Annotated in this window: 17 protein-coding genes and 3 pseudogenes; 3 read left to right on the top strand and 17 right to left on the bottom strand. The window is 33.3% G+C overall.

The features are described 5' to 3' along the window. Window positions 1-250: 250 nt before the first annotated feature. From LRP83_RS06940 to LRP83_RS06920, 5 genes and pseudogenes are all read right to left on the bottom strand, one after another. The gene (locus LRP83_RS06940; protein WP_230495960.1) at window positions 251-1045 is read right to left on the bottom strand and encodes a hypothetical protein; all 795 of its coding nucleotides are present in this window, start codon (window positions 1043-1045) and stop codon (window positions 251-253) included. Window positions 1046-1674: 629 nt separating this feature from the next. Continuing rightward, complete coding sequence (locus LRP83_RS06935; RefSeq protein WP_230495959.1) at window positions 1675-2649, bottom strand: alpha/beta fold hydrolase; 975 nt, start codon at window positions 2647-2649, stop codon at window positions 1675-1677. A gap of 281 nt (window positions 2650-2930) precedes the next feature. Beyond that, window positions 2931-3110 (bottom strand): hypothetical protein, encoded by a 180-nt coding sequence (locus tag LRP83_RS06930; protein WP_230495958.1) that lies wholly within the window; start codon window positions 3108-3110, stop codon window positions 2931-2933. Between the two features lie 163 nt (window positions 3111-3273). After that, a complete protein-coding gene (locus LRP83_RS06925; RefSeq protein ID WP_230495957.1) occupies window positions 3274-4281 on the bottom strand; it encodes an anti-sigma factor in 1008 nt (335 codons plus the stop codon). Then, window positions 4265-4648 (bottom strand): annotated as a pseudogene (locus LRP83_RS06920) (sigma-70 family RNA polymerase sigma factor); the annotation flags it as partial. The pseudogene LRP83_RS06920 and the gene LRP83_RS06925, both read right to left, overlap by 17 nt. A 157-nt stretch (window positions 4649-4805) precedes the next feature. On the opposite strand from LRP83_RS06920, the pseudogene tnpB reads away from it, so the two are divergent. Next, window positions 4806-5980 (top strand): annotated as a pseudogene (gene tnpB, locus LRP83_RS06915) (IS200/IS605 family element RNA-guided endonuclease TnpB). Between the two features lie 28 nt (window positions 5981-6008). Here the strand turns inward: tnpB and LRP83_RS06910 are convergent. Then, window positions 6009-6206 carry an RNA polymerase sigma factor gene (locus LRP83_RS06910; protein WP_230495955.1) on the bottom strand — a complete coding sequence of 66 codons (198 nt, stop codon included), beginning with the start codon at window positions 6204-6206 and terminating at the stop codon, window positions 6009-6011. A 490-nt stretch (window positions 6207-6696) separates the two neighbouring features. Continuing rightward, window positions 6697-7122, bottom strand: a complete 426-nt coding sequence (locus tag LRP83_RS06905; RefSeq protein ID WP_230495954.1) for a DUF3995 domain-containing protein — start codon at window positions 7120-7122, stop codon at window positions 6697-6699. A gap of 168 nt (window positions 7123-7290) precedes the next feature. Between LRP83_RS06905 and LRP83_RS06900 the strand changes: the two are divergent. Further along, a pseudogene (locus tag LRP83_RS06900) lies at window positions 7291-8118 on the top strand (tyrosine-type recombinase/integrase). A gap of 112 nt (window positions 8119-8230) precedes the next feature. Here LRP83_RS06900 and LRP83_RS06895 read toward each other — a convergent pair. Next, complete coding sequence (locus LRP83_RS06895) at window positions 8231-8659, bottom strand: hypothetical protein (protein ID WP_230495953.1); 429 nt, start codon at window positions 8657-8659, stop codon at window positions 8231-8233. Between the two features lie 251 nt (window positions 8660-8910). Here LRP83_RS06895 and LRP83_RS06890 point away from each other — a divergent pair, with 251 nt between their 5' ends. After that, window positions 8911-9465 carry a CBO0543 family protein gene (locus LRP83_RS06890; protein WP_230495952.1) on the top strand — a complete coding sequence of 185 codons (555 nt, stop codon included), beginning with the start codon at window positions 8911-8913 and terminating at the stop codon, window positions 9463-9465. A gap of 369 nt (window positions 9466-9834) precedes the next feature. Here the strand turns inward: LRP83_RS06890 and LRP83_RS06885 are convergent, their stop codons facing one another. The 9 genes from LRP83_RS06885 to LRP83_RS06845 form a co-directional block, all read right to left on the bottom strand. Further along, the gene (locus LRP83_RS06885; RefSeq protein ID WP_230495951.1) at window positions 9835-9981 is read right to left on the bottom strand and encodes a hypothetical protein; all 147 of its coding nucleotides are present in this window, start codon (window positions 9979-9981) and stop codon (window positions 9835-9837) included. Between the two features lie 267 nt (window positions 9982-10248). Next, entirely contained in the window at window positions 10249-10902 is a 654-nt protein-coding gene (locus LRP83_RS06880) for a pyridoxine/pyridoxamine 5'-phosphate oxidase (protein ID WP_230495950.1), read from the bottom strand. 326 nt (window positions 10903-11228) lie between these two features. Beyond that, window positions 11229-11705 (bottom strand): GNAT family N-acetyltransferase, encoded by a 477-nt coding sequence (locus tag LRP83_RS06875; RefSeq protein WP_230495949.1) that lies wholly within the window; start codon window positions 11703-11705, stop codon window positions 11229-11231. Between the two features lie 231 nt (window positions 11706-11936). Beyond that, the gene (locus LRP83_RS06870; protein ID WP_230495948.1) at window positions 11937-12230 is read right to left on the bottom strand and encodes a hypothetical protein; all 294 of its coding nucleotides are present in this window, start codon (window positions 12228-12230) and stop codon (window positions 11937-11939) included. 196 nt (window positions 12231-12426) lie between these two features. Continuing rightward, entirely contained in the window at window positions 12427-13005 is a 579-nt protein-coding gene (locus LRP83_RS06865) for a hypothetical protein (RefSeq protein ID WP_230495947.1), read from the bottom strand. Window positions 13006-13159: 154 nt separating this feature from the next. Further along, complete coding sequence (locus LRP83_RS06860; protein ID WP_230495946.1) at window positions 13160-13552, bottom strand: hypothetical protein; 393 nt, start codon at window positions 13550-13552, stop codon at window positions 13160-13162. Between the two features lie 623 nt (window positions 13553-14175). After that, window positions 14176-14538 carry a YciI family protein gene (locus LRP83_RS06855; RefSeq protein WP_230495945.1) on the bottom strand — a complete coding sequence of 121 codons (363 nt, stop codon included), beginning with the start codon at window positions 14536-14538 and terminating at the stop codon, window positions 14176-14178. 308 nt (window positions 14539-14846) lie between these two features. Beyond that, window positions 14847-15002, bottom strand: a complete 156-nt coding sequence (locus LRP83_RS06850) for a hypothetical protein (RefSeq protein WP_230495944.1) — start codon at window positions 15000-15002, stop codon at window positions 14847-14849. 241 nt (window positions 15003-15243) lie between these two features. Continuing rightward, window positions 15244-15531: a hypothetical protein gene (locus LRP83_RS06845; protein ID WP_230495943.1), complete on the bottom strand. Its 288-nt coding sequence runs from the start codon at window positions 15529-15531 to the stop codon at window positions 15244-15246. Window positions 15532-15989 lie beyond the last annotated feature (458 nt).

Genomic DNA, 15989 nt, shown 5'->3' with positions numbered 1-15989 from the left:
CCAAGTTACTTGAAGGAATAAAAAGAATATCAATATGCAGGTTAATATCCTAGACTTATTCAAATTTCTCCACTCCCTAAATCCCTTTTCTATCTGTACATCTTTAATTAGTTCAACAGTTATGGATAATTTTGTTATAATGTGGTTGGTCACCACCCTCTAAGCCGCATTTACCTGGTTATTATGACTAAATAAGATCAATAGCATTAGAAAACCAATCATTTGGTATTTACTCATCTCGACAAACCTTTCATTTGATGTTCATCCGGATAAACAGAGATTTTGCGACATGTATCAAATCTTTTTTGGTTGCTCTATAGCTACCACCGTCTACTTCATGAATTTTTAGATGGTATTCCATTCCATCGTATTTAAAGATTAATTCATACCCCGTTGGCGTTTTTCCTAACATGCCCTTTAATCCATTTTCAATTGTGATTGGTTGGTAGCTGCTATCTAATACTCCCATATGAACTTTCTGTTGAGGCATGGCTTCAATTTGTAAAATACCCATTAATTCACGGTTGATGTAGTTCAATTTGAACTTATTCCCCGATATTTTCCCGTTTACATGGGTAACTGTATAAGGAAAATGAGATGGCAGAAGGATTTCTTTTTTAAATTTCTCTTTATATTCTTTAAAAACTTTCTGTTCGTTCATAAATGGATTTGCAGCATCAGCTACGACGCGAATATTGGATATGCGATTATGAAGAACGGTCACTTCCCATATGAAGGCAATTCGTTGAATGCCTGTTTCCTTCTCTTCTTCAAAACGACCAAGAAGAACCATCTTATCATTTTCCGGAGAACGTAAGCCTTGAATGCCTACAATGGGTGTATTTTCTCTAATTTCCGGTATTTTTACGGATGGGTCAACGAAAGATTTTAGCTCTTGTTTATCTTTCTTACTAAAAGCATTCACAAATTTATGAATGATATCGAGTTTATTTTCTATGATTTCTGCTTTTACGAATAAAGTTGGGCCTATCCCGTTCCAAAAGAGTAACAAGCTTGATACTGTTATCAGAAATAATTTTTTCATATTGGCCCCCCCGTAAACAATTTAAATTTATTTTCCCCCTAAATCCAAAGAATAATTAGAATCCATTAAGGATAGGAAGACCCTGAAAAAACGATCTTTTGATAATCTTGGATAGAAAACTCAATGTATCTATACATTTAACTATAAAATAAATAAACCGAGAGCATACAAGGGATGATTCCTGTATATTCTCGGCTTAATAGATTAATACTTAAGGAAGATAAGCCTGTCTTTAGTTTAATAACCTTTTCCGTTTAGCCTCCGTTAACTTACTAATGGCAATTTACAATTTTCCATCTTTTATCCACGCCCAAATCCTATAACTACCGAAAATTGATACTGCTAACAGGACAAGCATTACTATTACCCAAATAGATAATCTATTTATTTCTTCTAATCCTTTCCAGTTCGTAACAACAAAAGCAGAAAAAACGATAAAAATTAAGTAACAGAACACATTTGGAATAACCTATACAATTCTCAATTCAACCTGCTACCTATACTCGATCATGTAAAAATAACCAATAATATTCAAATTTTTGTATTAAACATAAATGTCATTGTCTTAATTTAAACCGTTCTTATGGAAGGATAGCCCCCGTTCGTATCTTAAGTTCATTGCTCCACAATTAATAATAAGTAATCGTTTCAATAATTTTTTTTGTAAATTTCTCCAACTCCTCATAGTTAGGAGAATGAGCAGATTGTTCAAAATACACCCATTCTTTACTTGGTGCCTGAAGATGGTCAAAGAATTCTTGTGTTGGTAGGTGAGGAACCGTTAAGTCATGCCTGCCCATTATAATTGTAACTGGAACATGGACAGTTTGTACTTCATTGTTTAAGTCGAATTTTCTAAGTTCAGTAATCATGTTTTTCATACTAAACAATTGACCTTTTACATGTCTTACCACATCGAAAAACGTGTATTCTTTACTTCTGATTAACTTTTTTGCCATCTCTTTCACCAATTTGCCATCATGAGACATCCCACCGCCCAATTCCTCTGTATATTTTTGATGTATCCTATCAAATTTTAATTGATCCCAAGGAGGTTTCCCTATTTCCTTTAGCTTTTTTACTGCCTCTTTATGATTTTGTTCGATTGCCTTTTCCACTAAAAGGTCATATGATAATGCTTCTGATTTGGCTAAATTTACTACCTGAGAAACACCAAAGTAATGAATATAGTGCTCTGGATATTTATGTATAGCTAACATGCCTAGAATACTGCCCCATGAATGCCCGACTAAAATTATTTTTTCTTTTTGAAATTCTCTTTTTAAATAAACTGTTACATCAATCAAATCATGTAAAAATTGATTGATATTCATAGTTTCCACTGGGATATTGTTCGAATAAGATAAACCCGCTCCCCTTTGGTCCCAATTAACCACAATAAAATGTTTTTCTAAGTCTTGTTGATAATCTCTATTAAAACCAATTTGTGCACCACCAGGTCCACCATGAACCAATAGCAACAAAGGATTATTTTTATTTTCTCCTCTTATTAACAACCATTGTTCCAATCCACCAATCATTACTTTTCTTAACTCTGAAATTGAGTTTACAGCCTCAATTTTTGGAGAAGTTCTTCTAAACAAATGTATCGCCCCTATTTTAATACTCAACGTTAATTTTTTTGTGTGTCACTTTTGTTAATAAGAAAAATGATAAGTTAACCCCCAAGAGCTTAGTTACAGAATGATATTCTTCAGTAAAATTAAAAATCCTTCTTTAAATATTCTCCTAATAAGAAGAATTTCTTTCTTTTAATAATGCGAAAAAAATAAACTGAAGATATACATGAAATGAATAAGAACATGTATATCTTCAGCATAGACTCCAAGGTAAGATTTAACAAAAAAACAATTTATGATTTATATCATTCGGTTAAAAGAGCAGACCAAATAATAGAAAAAATAATAAACCCAAACATTAATCCATTAAGAATAGCTTGATTATGAACATCCTGTCCTTTTATCAATTTCTTAGCAATGGAAATACAGTTCATAAAAAATACTATTGCAATAATTGGAGTTCCATAAGCAATAACAAAAATCATAACATCCCCCCTATAATTCTTTTCTACCATTATCCCATAATTATGGTTATTACCATCTTTAATTTCAGAAAAACTACTTAATGGAAATGAAGAAATGCCCCCGTTTCTTACATAAGAATAGGAGCTGCAACCCCCTTATTTCAATACCTTAATTCGAAAGATTCTATTGGCCACTTAGTTCCCAATCCCATAGTTCTACTTCGCCTAACTGCTCCCCTTGAATAAATGGAGCATCTTGAAGTTTTAATAATTCTTTGACGGGACCTGTAACAACAGCTCCATATACTATGAATCCTTCCTTTTGTAAATATTGATACTTTTCATCTAAATGTCCTAGACCCAAGAACTGTTCATAATAACTATTTGATGTATTTAATAGGTCTTTCATATTTTCTAACATTAACTGTTTGCTTTCTTTTATTGAATCTTCATCCAACCTACTTATCCGATGAGATTGACGATAATTTTCGCCACGATCCATTCCACCTGTTAAACCAATAATATCTGAAACTATAATCAAATTATTATTTCCACTCCAACCGTATGGATCATAGTTCACAAATTCCCCTGTGTAGAGTGGCATCCATAAAATATGAATATCATAAGAATGTAACTTTTCAATTAGCTCTTCTGACTCCATAAAACTTGTAGTAGAAAATGCTAACTCTCCAACCGTCCCTTCAGGTAGCATCTCTAATGTCTCCCATACATGAGGGGAAGTATTTCCTTCCAACTTCCTATCTGTCCTGGGATCTTCTGGTAGCGAAAACGAAAACTCACTTAATCTTTGTAATCCTGGATGTGAATAGGTAATATTGGAATGGCGATTGGATAGATGCTTTTTTACTTGCGCTTCACCAATCACAACATCCTTTAGCCCAACCTTTTTTAGTAGGTTATACGACAATCGTTTCGTACCGAATATCGTCACTTTTTCTTCTTTAATATTGAAATCCCCACGTACATTGGGAACAGTCCACTCAAGGGCAAGACTGGAATAATACATGTTTTTCTTTCCTATATCCAACTTATCTACAATTATATTAGTGATCATCATGTATATTCCATAAACCAACAGCACCGCAAGCAAAATTCGTATTATCCTGAACGCCAAGGTGAATCGTGACTTTCTTAAAATTCGTTTTTCTAAATCTTTATTCCAATCTGTCATACTCCCATCCTTTCTTTTTAGCAAGGTTTGCCAATCTCTTTCTGGCTCGAAAAAGTGTTACTTTCACTTGTTCCTCTGTTAGCTGCAATGCTTCCATTATTTCTTGATAACTAAATTCATCATACTCTCGTAAATATAGGATTGATCTATACTGCTCAGGTAAAAAGTGTAATAAATCCTCTAATTGTTTACATTGTTCTTTCATTAACACGGTTTCTTCTGGAAGCCCGTACGGACTGACCATTTCTTTTTTTGAAGTAAAGAGGGATAAATAAGGAGTTGACTTCCTCAGCTTTTGTTTTCGCCATTCATCTAAATACGCATTTCGAGCTACCTTAAACAACCATGCACGCGCCTCTTCACCATCATATTTATCATTTACCGAAAGAAGACTCCCTCTTCAGGTGCGTGTGGGGCTTTAGCCCAGCGGTAAGAGGGAGATGAATTTCGGTTGGCAATAGCCAAAACCTTCCTCACCATGATATAAATAGGAACAAACGTTCCGTATATGTGAGGTGAGAATCATGATGGTCAAAAAAGCCTTTAAATTTCGCATCTTTCCAAATGGTAAACAAGTCGAGCTAATAAATAAGACCATCGGTTGTTCAAGATTCAATTTCAACTTCTTTCTTGGTAAACAGAAAGAGAAGGATGCGTATTGGTACATCGTTGAGGAAATGAAACAAAATGGTCAATTACCTTCAAACAATTGGAAAGGTCAATTCTTCAATAAATACGAATCGGTTAAAGCTGTTCGTGAGCTTAAAGAACACTATCCTTTTCTTAAAGAGGTAGATAGCATTTCACTTCAAAAATCCGTTGAAAACTTAGCTGACTCTTACCAACGCTATTATAAGAAACAAAATAAAGAACCACGATTTAAAAGTAAAAAGAATAAAGTTCAATCTTATACAACCAAACATACCAATGGCAATATCGCTTTATTGGACAAACACATTAAATTACCAAAGCTTGGACTGGTTCGATTTGCGAAAAGTCGTGAAGTAACCGGACGTATCCTAAACGCTACGATTAGACGGAATCCAAGTGGAAAGTACTTTGTATCCATTCTTGTGGAAACAGAAGTACAAGAATACTCCAAAACGGATTCTGCTGTTGGGGTTGATCTAGGTTTAAAGATTTTGCGACGCTTTCAGATGGAACCATATTCCGTAATCCCAAATGGTTTCGCACATTGGAAGAGAAATTGGCAAAAGCACAACGTATTCTTTCTAGGCGAATAAAAGGCAGTTCCAATTGGCATAAACAACGGGTTAAGATTGCTCGTATCCATGAGAAGATAACAAATGCTAGAAAGGATTACCTAGACAAAGTTTCCACCTATCTCGTCAAAAACCACGACGTGATTGGCGTGGAAGACTTGTCGGTGAGTAATATGCTTAAAAACGGTCATCTTTCAAAAGCCATTAGTGAAGCTTCTTGGTCACAATTCAGAACAATGCTCGAATACAAAGCGGAGTGGTACGGCAAGCAGGTTGTCGTCGTGGCCAAAAACTTTGCCAGTAGTCAGCTCTGTTCCTGTTGTGGTCAAAAAAATAAAGACGTTAAGAATCTCGCTTTGCGTAATTGGACTTGCTCTTCTTGTGGAAGCCATCACCAAAGGGACATTAACGCAGGATTAAATCTTAGAAACGAGGCCATTCGTCTCTTAACTGTCGGAACGGCAGGGATCGCCTAATCAATATCTGTTCGATAGAATGGAGTTTCTAGGAACCCCCCACTTCAATCAGACCGTGAGGTTGATAAGTGGTGGGTAGTTCAAGAAGAGAAATAGTTGCACGAACGAACGTTTCTTGCGTTAAATCCTCCGCAAGCTGCGGAGACCCACTTAGCTTTAATAGGTAAAAATAAAGAGTCTTAGCATACCGTTTATATAAATTTGTTAATTTTAGTTGATTTCGCATATGACCCCCTCTTTACCTCTCCACACTATTCACACGTTTATCTTGTGATAATGTTACATTATTTTCAAAAAAAATTTTTAATAAAGGATATATTTAAGCTGGTAAAGCTGCTCTTCAGCAGAACCTTAGATACACAAAAAAACCAAAATATTCGGGAATTATGTATGAATTCCTGTATATTTTGGATTATTTTAAAGTTTGAGAAAAAAGCACTTGTTAGTGAAAAATCACAAAGTCCTGTCTAACAATAAATCTAATAAAAAATAGAAAATAGAGAAACTAACAACAAAATAAATAAATCTTAGAAGATGTTTCCTCCTGTTCGCTTTGTCCTTAAAGAATACAGTTAGGAATATTAATATACCAACAATCAATATTTGAATGTACATTTGCCTAAATAATCACCACTTTTTTACTCTTAGTTTGAACTATGCATCTTCAAGTATTCTGCATCTTTAGCACAATAGCCAATATATATGTTGGCGAAATCTCATATAAATGATGCTATCAAGAAAATTACACTAATCCATACACAAAGTGGTGAATAGAAGGCAGTATCTTGTTTTGCAAATCTTGTATGTTTGATTTTCTTGAAGAATCCCACATATTTTCCTTCACCAATAGCTCGTAACAAGAAAACAATTCCTCCAACTATACAAAGCCCTTTTGAAAGGTGGGAGGATTTGATGACTGTGATTAAATCTATTTGAACTAATAGAAGTACAGATGCAAAAAAACAAAGTAATCCAATAAAAAGTGTACCTAGCATTCTTGGTCGTAAAGCTGGAAAATCACTTTCATCTTTAGTTGGAAGGGCCGTACTTACTCCCCATTTTCCACCAAATGCCCAAAAACCATGGATGATACCAATAATTATAAATATTAGAGACGTTATTCCTATCAAAATCTTTATCAATTTCCCACCTCTTCTGAACGTTATCGTCCTCCGTATCTAATTTCCCTATTTTATCGAGACATTATATTCAACTAAATGCATCGTTAGCTTAATAATCGTTCCTGTATTTCAATTCGATTTTTATGGCGATAATTCCTTTGATAGACAATTATTTTTGGAGGGATTATATTGCAATTATCTAAAGCTTGGGAAAACTATGAAGCTGATAAACGAATTGAAGGGTTTTCACATCAAACTCTAAAGGCTTATCCCTTCAGGCTGATTTACTGATCAAGTTTATTCAAGATGTAGAAATTGATACTTTAACTACTGTTCAATTAAAAGAATATCTAGCAAAGTCAAGTGAGCGTCTGAAGCCTTCAAGTCTAGCTCATCGAATCCGATTTATTAAATCACTTTTTCGGTGGTGTCATGAGGAAGGACATATCCAAAAGAATCCTGCAGCTAAAATTAAAGAACCAAAAGTGGGAAAACGGATTCCCAAGTTGAGAAAAAGAACATTTACGAGAGGCTTGCTTAACGCCATTAGAGAAAGCTTTATTTGAATTTATGTTTTCTACTGGCTGTCGGATTGGAGAAATTGTTTCGCTTGATAAGAACAGTGTTAATTGGTCCAATCCGTCAGTGACTGTAAGAGGAAAAGGAGATAAGGAAAGAGAAGTCTATTTTAATGATAGGAGTGATATTTGGCTGAAGCGTTACCTTGATGAGCGTAAGGATAATGACCAAGCAGTTTTTGTTACGGAACGTATTCCTCATCGAATGAGTATTGCTCAAATGAGAAACATCATAAAGCGAATTTCACAACGGGCTGGAATAAACAAAGAAATTCATCCCCACCAACTAAGACACAGCTATGCAACCAATTTATTAAATAATGGTGCCCCACTTGAAGTCATTCAAAGCCTGCTTGGTCATGAGAAAAGTGAAACCACTCGAATCTATGCACAATTAAGTGGAAGGCTTAGAGAGGATTTATATAGGAAATATTTTTAATCCATTGAGCCGAAAATTTGTTGGTTTATGTATAAAAACCTGTATATTTTCGGCTTATAAAAATAGATCATTTTGTAACGATTGCACCCGTTAGTGCAAGAAGGTTATTTTTCTAAATCAGATAATCCTTTGTTTTAGATATTGAAATACCCTCTTCATTAGCAAAATCAATTAAATCTACAAATAGGTTGCTGGGAGTAAAATTAACAATTCGAACATTAAACCCTTTTTTGATTTGTATAATTGCACATTTGGTAGACCAACCAATACGTTTAAATTTTATCTGATTTATTTGATTAGGGAATAATACCTTTTGAAAAGGAATTGAAAAGAATAATGTTTGAAATGTCAAATAATTCTCATCTATCACAAATATAAATCGGATAAAGATTGACAACAAAATGAATAAAGCAAGTGAAATTTGAAGATAAAAAATTAAATCAAATACTATATCGCCTATGAAATATCTCAGAGCTGATGCTACTGTTATTACTAAAAAAAATCCTAAAACTACTCTTTGAGTTCTTGCATTGTATTCCAATCTTCTCCCCCCTCACACTCCTAATTTAAAATAAATATCTAGCCTATTGTTCAACTCTTCTGCCCCTTTACTTTATTACTTTAATATAAAAGGCATTTCCCCTTCTTAAAGAACCGCCCCCGTTAGCCGCACAAGGACGGTCCAAATTATTTCATAATTTTCTCGAATTGTTAATTAGTTGTTTTAATTTGATAAGTATTTTTATTAAATATTTGCTTAATACTAATAATGTTTTGATTTAAATTGATTGGGTGAAAAATTTGAGTACTATTGAAAAACTTGATAAGTTATCTTCTGAAGTTCCAGAATTAATGCAACGAATCATTGACCTATGGAGCAAAGAAGTATTGTTCACATGGCGTTGGTGGTTTGGATTTGTTCTTACAATTTTAACATGGCTTTTCTGGTATAAAACTCACAAAAAAGAAAGTCGATACAGGCTGTTAACAGCAGGCTTTTTTGTTATGGTAGTTTCAGTTTCTTTTGATTCAATTGGTGTCCAGTTAGGATTCTGGTCATACAGATTTGAGGTATTACCACTTATCCCAGCTTACCTCCCCTATGATGTTGCACTAATGCCAGTTGTTGTAATGAGTTTAATACAATTCAAACCCAATTCTTCCCCTTACTTAAAAGGAATTTTATTCGGATTATTAACGGCTTATATAGGAGAACCAATAATTGTATGGTTGAAAATATATAAACCTATAATTTGGCACTTTTACTACTCGATTCCAATATACTTTACTATTTTTCTAATAGCACATTGGTTAACTACAAGGAAATATTTTACCGAGCTATCGTGACGGAGGAACATTTTATGTTCCTTTTTCACTGCACAATTTGGGTCAATTGTACGTTAATGAACTATGGTTCTTCTCACTAAATTTCTAATTACTTTAATTACCACGTATAAAGGTTCAAAATATATAAGGCTATGTATAAAACCAAAACCTTGTATATATTGGGCACTTTTAGATTGTTTGTTATAGGATAAATGCCTCCGTTACTTCCTTAAGGATGAAGCTTCTATTAGCTGGTTTAACAATGAAATGGCGATGCATCCTAAAAGCATCGCCAATCAGTTCCTGTTAACTAGTTGTTGTTTACCTGCCAAATTTTTTTAAAAGCTAGTGGTATAAAAATAGCATCCAGGTATATTTATTGCGTGTTATTTACTGCCCAAGTCCTTTTTTATTCTTACTGACATTATCGTTTGGTGAGTCACCGGTACCATTTTTGCTCTTGCTATTAGGCGTTCCATAAATTTGATTATCTTTCGTTACTTTAGCTCCGGTTAAAAAATTATCCTTTGTCTCCATCTTGATCATCTCCTTTAGTTAATCTCTCATATTATCTATAGAGTGGATAAGAAATATACAATTATGTGGATGTCACATTTATTTAATTTTGTAAAACTATCTGCTCCTTTAATGCCCTTAAATAAACTAAAAAGTCCAATACGCTAAGGATTCGAATAAAATCCTGCATATTTTGGGCTACATAAGATCAATTGTTATAGAAAAAAAGCTACCCGTTTGTTTAAGAAGGAAATAGAATATCAGAAACAAACAGGAAGCAAAAACAAACTAAGCCCATAATAGGTTTTTTAACCACTTATCTCCCTCTAATTTATATCTTAATCTTATATGCTTGCGGTCTTCATCTGCTTGCCAGAACTCCACCTCTTTTGCAACTACTCTATACAAAGTCCAAGAAGGAGACACTAAAGTTGGATTATGTTGCAAACTATCAATTTGCTTGATTAAAGCCTCCTCGAATTCACGTTGTTCTTTTAAAATTGAACTTTGTTTGCCAAGCAAAGCTATTGCTCGAGCAACAGTACCCCGATTCAAAAAGTCTTTAGCACTCCGTTCTTTATCCATCTCTATTGCTATTCCTCGTATTCTGACTTGTTTTCCAATTGATGACCAATAAAAAGTTAAGGCGATATTGGGATTATCCTCAATGTGTTTTCCTTTTTCGCTTTGTGAGCTTGATGCAAAATACCATCCATATTGGTCAACATCTTTTATAATTAGAACACGTGCATCTGGAAAACCATTATGGTCAGTTGTTGAAAGAGTCATTGAATGGGGTTCATGTACTCCGTTATCAATTGCCATTTGAAACCATTCTAAAAATTGTTCATGAGGGTATTCTGATGCCTCGTTAATATTAAATTCTGGGAAAGGTCCAACAAGCGTTTTACTTTGTCTTATAATATTCCTAATGTCTTCCATTAAATCCTCCAATTTATCAATTAATCATATACATGCAGTATAAATATTCTCCAATTTGTTCAACTAACCTGCTAGTTAGTGCAGCAAAGATAACTTTAAAAATATGCATAAATATTAGTTTGTATACATAACTAATGATTCTCTAATATAGTGCCAATTCATACATTGAATACTTTTAGAAACAGTAAAACAAGGTCTAACCTTACTAAATACGCAATCATATATGCTTCTCCATGTAAAAATGTACGTTTCAAATTGGAAAAAAAAGACCCAATTAATTTAGCAACAACTGTGTCATTTCTTTCAAGCGGTCACAGCTATGTTTTTTACAGCTTTAAGTTCATAATAAACTGTTCACCGATTGGTCCCATTTTTCTTTCTCCAGTATCTTGAAATCCTACTTTTAAATACAGTTGTTGAGCAGTAATATTCTTATGGTTAACAGCTAATACAATTTCATTGCAGCTAGGAAATTCAGACTTAACAAACTCATTTAGTAATAACATTGCTTGTTTCGCAAAACCTTTTCCTTGATTCTTATGATTAATAGAAAATGAAGTTAGTAACATTGCCTTAGGATTATTAGAATATTCTTTTACTCGATCAGTTGAGTGTAACAAAAAAAAGCCTACTGGTTCATGACCTGAAAGAATTACCATTCGATATTGACCATCAGTCACTGCTTGATAATTGATTGGTAACGCGGTGAATTGTTCTTGTTCTACAGGTAGTTCAAATGAATTTAATACATCTACATGTTCGATTGAAAAATGACATAATTCCATGTAATTCGTTTTTTCCATTAAGTGGTACTCCCTTTAATTTAATAGTATTAAGCGTAAAGGTGTTCATAAGATATAATAATAGTTGGAGAAAATTATTCTGAACTGACTATATTTGAATATCAAATTGCCTTCTTGAAACGATAGCTACCTGGCCATTTATTTTTCTATCAATCAATTTAAACAAAAAGAGCCTATCACCTTCTTGATGAATGCTCTTCTTAATTGTCTATCCTAGAATAATCTCCAGTATTATCCCCATTCATTTATTTTTTCGTAAAGATACCATCTATAATTCATTACAGAATAGTATTTTTTTATAGCAATATAATTCTTGTTATTTGCTATAATCATATATGTATCATTTCCTAAATAAGTAATATTTTCAATTTCAGTCCCATTTAATAATTGGGAGATTTCTGGATTGTGAACTAGCGAATCCTTTGTCTTCTCTTTTATATAATCGGGGACAATTAATGTTAACAATATTGTAATGCAAAAGGTACAAATACTGTAAACCCAATGATTTTCCAATTTTTCATTCACCTAAAACCCCTTCCTATCTATGACAATATTTGTTGCTTTTCCGAAGGTCTCTACTGGTTGACTTATCCTATCCAATTAATAGTCTTTGATTTGAAAATCATATAGATTTTGAGAAATCATTTTTCAAAATAGAAGGAACATCCCCATAGGTACAAAAGTCATCGTACTTTAAGCCAATAAAAAAGAAATATTTTTTCTACTGGATTGAGATAACTTTCCCCTCTGAATTTAACCCACGGAATAAAAATCCCCCTACATCAGAGTTGTGTAAATAACTATAATGGGCAGCATATCCATTTATTACATCCATTTCGATATACACGGTGGATTTCTCTTCCACTTCTCTTAATGTCAAATTTATGTCATTTATATTATTTATCCCATTATTACTAACTATTACTTTGACAATTTTTTTATCTAATATTTCTGCTGCAAATACTGTGTCATAATATATGTCATCTTTGAGAGTCGCATCCACAGTAAATTTCATCTTGTTATCAGATGTTATTCCACTAACCGCATTCGCTGCATGTACCCGATAGAAGATCCCTAGTTCTTTCCTTAACAGTTTCACGTAACTTTCAGGGCCAGTATCCCAAACGACGACTTTATTATTATCAATTTTTTTTTCAAATACAATTTCCCCACCTTGATTTGGAAATGAATTTCGAATTGCTGACTCTTCAGTTAACGAGTATCCAGTAGAAAGAGGATCAAAATACACAAGTAATAGTAGTACAGCGAAAAAAATTAGATAGCGTTTCTTTATTTTCATTTTTAGTTTCCTTCCCTCCTCTTTTCTCTCCAAATCTTCTTATTCCGAACAAAACCATTAATTCACTTGATTTACTCCAATAAACGGCCTTTACTTGCATTAAAATTAAATGAATCCCCTCTTAGAATGGTAAACTAAGACCTTCTATATTTTATTAAGGCTCTAACTCTAGAAAATAATCTCTAATTTCTTTGGGCAGTTCTTCAACTGAAAGCACTTTTAATCTTTCTGTTCCTGGTGATGTCATAATAACAAAGGTTTTTTCATCATATTCGAATAAAGTAAATTGACGAACCTTTTTAGCAGTTTTAGCCAAACTAGTTATATACTCAAAATCCTCTTTCTTAAAATTGCCTTCGTATTCTTTTAACATTAATTTTTGTACCTCTTCAAAATCATCTGCAAATGTAATTGCTTGATATAACTCGAGTGAATTTTTTGGAGTAAAAAAAACAACATAATATGCTGCAGTTCCAATTATTGTAAAAATGACTGAAAATAGAATAGTCCAATCCTTTATCGATTGTCTTCTTTTATATCCCCGCATTCAATATCCCCTCATCTTTTAGAAATAAACTCGAGTTTTCTATCTATGATATCTTCTTTTGCGAATTAAGTTGAGTTTATCCAGTTTTTTTCATATTCATAGATAAAAACTTAGACTGTTTGAATTTTTAGTTGAAGTATAACTTTTAACTGTAAAAAGTGGTCTCTTTTGTTAAAAAGTCATTTGAAGGAATAGAAAGAAGTACAATATAAACCTAGATTATTGATTTTGTTTATTAAAACGAAGCACCCTATTTTACATTTAATGACCGCTGTAATTAGTGATATATTGTGCCATATCCTATAAGAATTCTAAATTTATATTTCAACCATATTTTACCACAAATAGGTCATTCAACCATTGCTATTATGGTATGAACGGAATTATTACACACAAAAAGGCGATTGCTCTTATTTGAACAATCGCTCCCGTTGCTTAAGGATATAAATATAAATACACTTGATGTTACATAATACTAAAAATAGATGCATGAATGGCTATGAATCTACAAAACTAAAGGAGTTATTTAATGATTTTAATTCATTAATTAAAGATGAAATACACTGATCTCCCTTTTCTTGAAGTTTCTTCTATCGAAAAGAGTATCGAACATCTTATTCTGTCTATTCGAATACTTGGCGAAGTTCAATTTGTCCTTCTCCAAGGCCATGCGGATCTGGTGCACGCATCGCCCACTCGATGGCTTCCTCACGAGAGTTCACATCTATGAACCAATATCCCGCAACCAACTCCTTGATTTCGGTGAAAGGTCCTTCTTCAATAGTTGGAGGTTCTCCTGGAACAGGGTACAAAATACGAATTCCGTTGGAGCTTGGATGGAGTCCCCCTACTGCCACCAGGACACCCGTTTCCTTCAGTTCATCATTGTATTTCTTCATCTCGGCAAACATCTGCTCCATCTGCTCCTTTGGCATCGTACCTGCTTCTGAATCCTTTGAAGCTTTAACAATCATCATAAATCTCATTAAAAACTCCCCCTATATACGTAGTTGTATATACCATTCACCAGTATTCAAGCGTATTTGTTAAATGACTCCAACAGGTCGTTCAATGGCGTCGGACTACTTATACCTAATACGGAAATATGCTCCGGTCTTATAAATTAGTAAGTGTGACCAACAAATTTTACCAAGAGTTACTGTGAACAAATGGATTTAAAATTTTCAAAAGTCTTACCATCGTTTTTAACTATGCTGCTTCAAATTGTTACAATTTGATATTATGGTTTTATATTCGTTAAAAAGTCTTTTGTCCATTTCCGTTACTCTATTGTTTAGATAATCAACTTCAAAGTCTGTTTCTTTTTAGTCACTTTTAGCAATCCAACGACATCTTCAGTTTGAGAAGATTCAATTCTGTTTACGGTTTCTTCTACTCTTTTTAGTCTATCCTTCATTTCAACCAATAAATTCAGAATTTGTTTTTCCATTCCGATCACCTACCTTGACTACTTTTAAATACCCTACTACTCTTTTATTAGACATTTCATCTTTTTTCTTATGAATAGTTTGTTTATAAGATGTGGTATTGAACTACCCCCACTTAACAACTTTAACGTTGTTTGAAATAGGAGATTCTTGTAAAAACAAGACATATACTCAAGGCATATGACCATCTCCCGTTCAACTAGGGGGTGGTTTTCCTACTTTTCAATTTATTAATTGCATAAGTCATAATTTCTTACGTTTTCGTTCTAAAAATATAGGTGCTATATTTAGCAAGATAGAAACAATTGTCAAAAACCAAAATGCCCTTGCCATACCAGGTATTACATCCGATAAAGCCGCCCAATCTTCCGCTTTTACCCACCGAGTTAAATAACTGTAATCTGCACAAATTGTTAATGCTGTAAATGATAATGCCATCGCCATAGACAGCTTATAATCCTTTCCTGCTGCATACAAAGAAAGATTTATAACAGTTACTACTATGGCAATAACCCCTAATATTGCCCACATAACTATACCCCCATTTATTTTTATTTATGTCGTGTAATAATACTCATGTGCATAATCTCAATTTTTTGCATTACTATTTATTAGACATTAGTAATGTTAAATCTTATTTTATAGTAAATGCTCCTTCTTTTGTGATTTCTTATTGAACAAACCTGCCCTTTACTTGAAAAAGAAAAAATACATTACTGTTGTTCCAGTAATGTACTCCGTTACTAACAGTATTTGTTACATAACGTCCCCCCCTGCGAACCTCACAACGTGCCTGCATATACAAAGAGATTCACCGACCAGCTAAACATTTAGAATAAACGATTACATTATTTCTTTTTTCTTATTACCTTATAAACCTACCAACTACACCAAGCACCGAGTATAGGTGTCAAAAATAAAATCAATAAATTACGATTGGTGTTTTCATAATCCTCAAGTAAATCATAGTTAAAAGATGCAGGAATAAC

The sequence above is a fragment of the Pseudoneobacillus rhizosphaerae genome (assembly GCF_917563885.1).
GTDB classification, from domain to species: Bacteria; Bacillota; Bacilli; order Bacillales; family Cytobacillaceae; genus Pseudoneobacillus; species Pseudoneobacillus rhizosphaerae.
The sequence above is the reverse complement of the archived record's forward strand: the minus strand, read 5'-3'. Positions and strand labels throughout refer to the sequence as shown.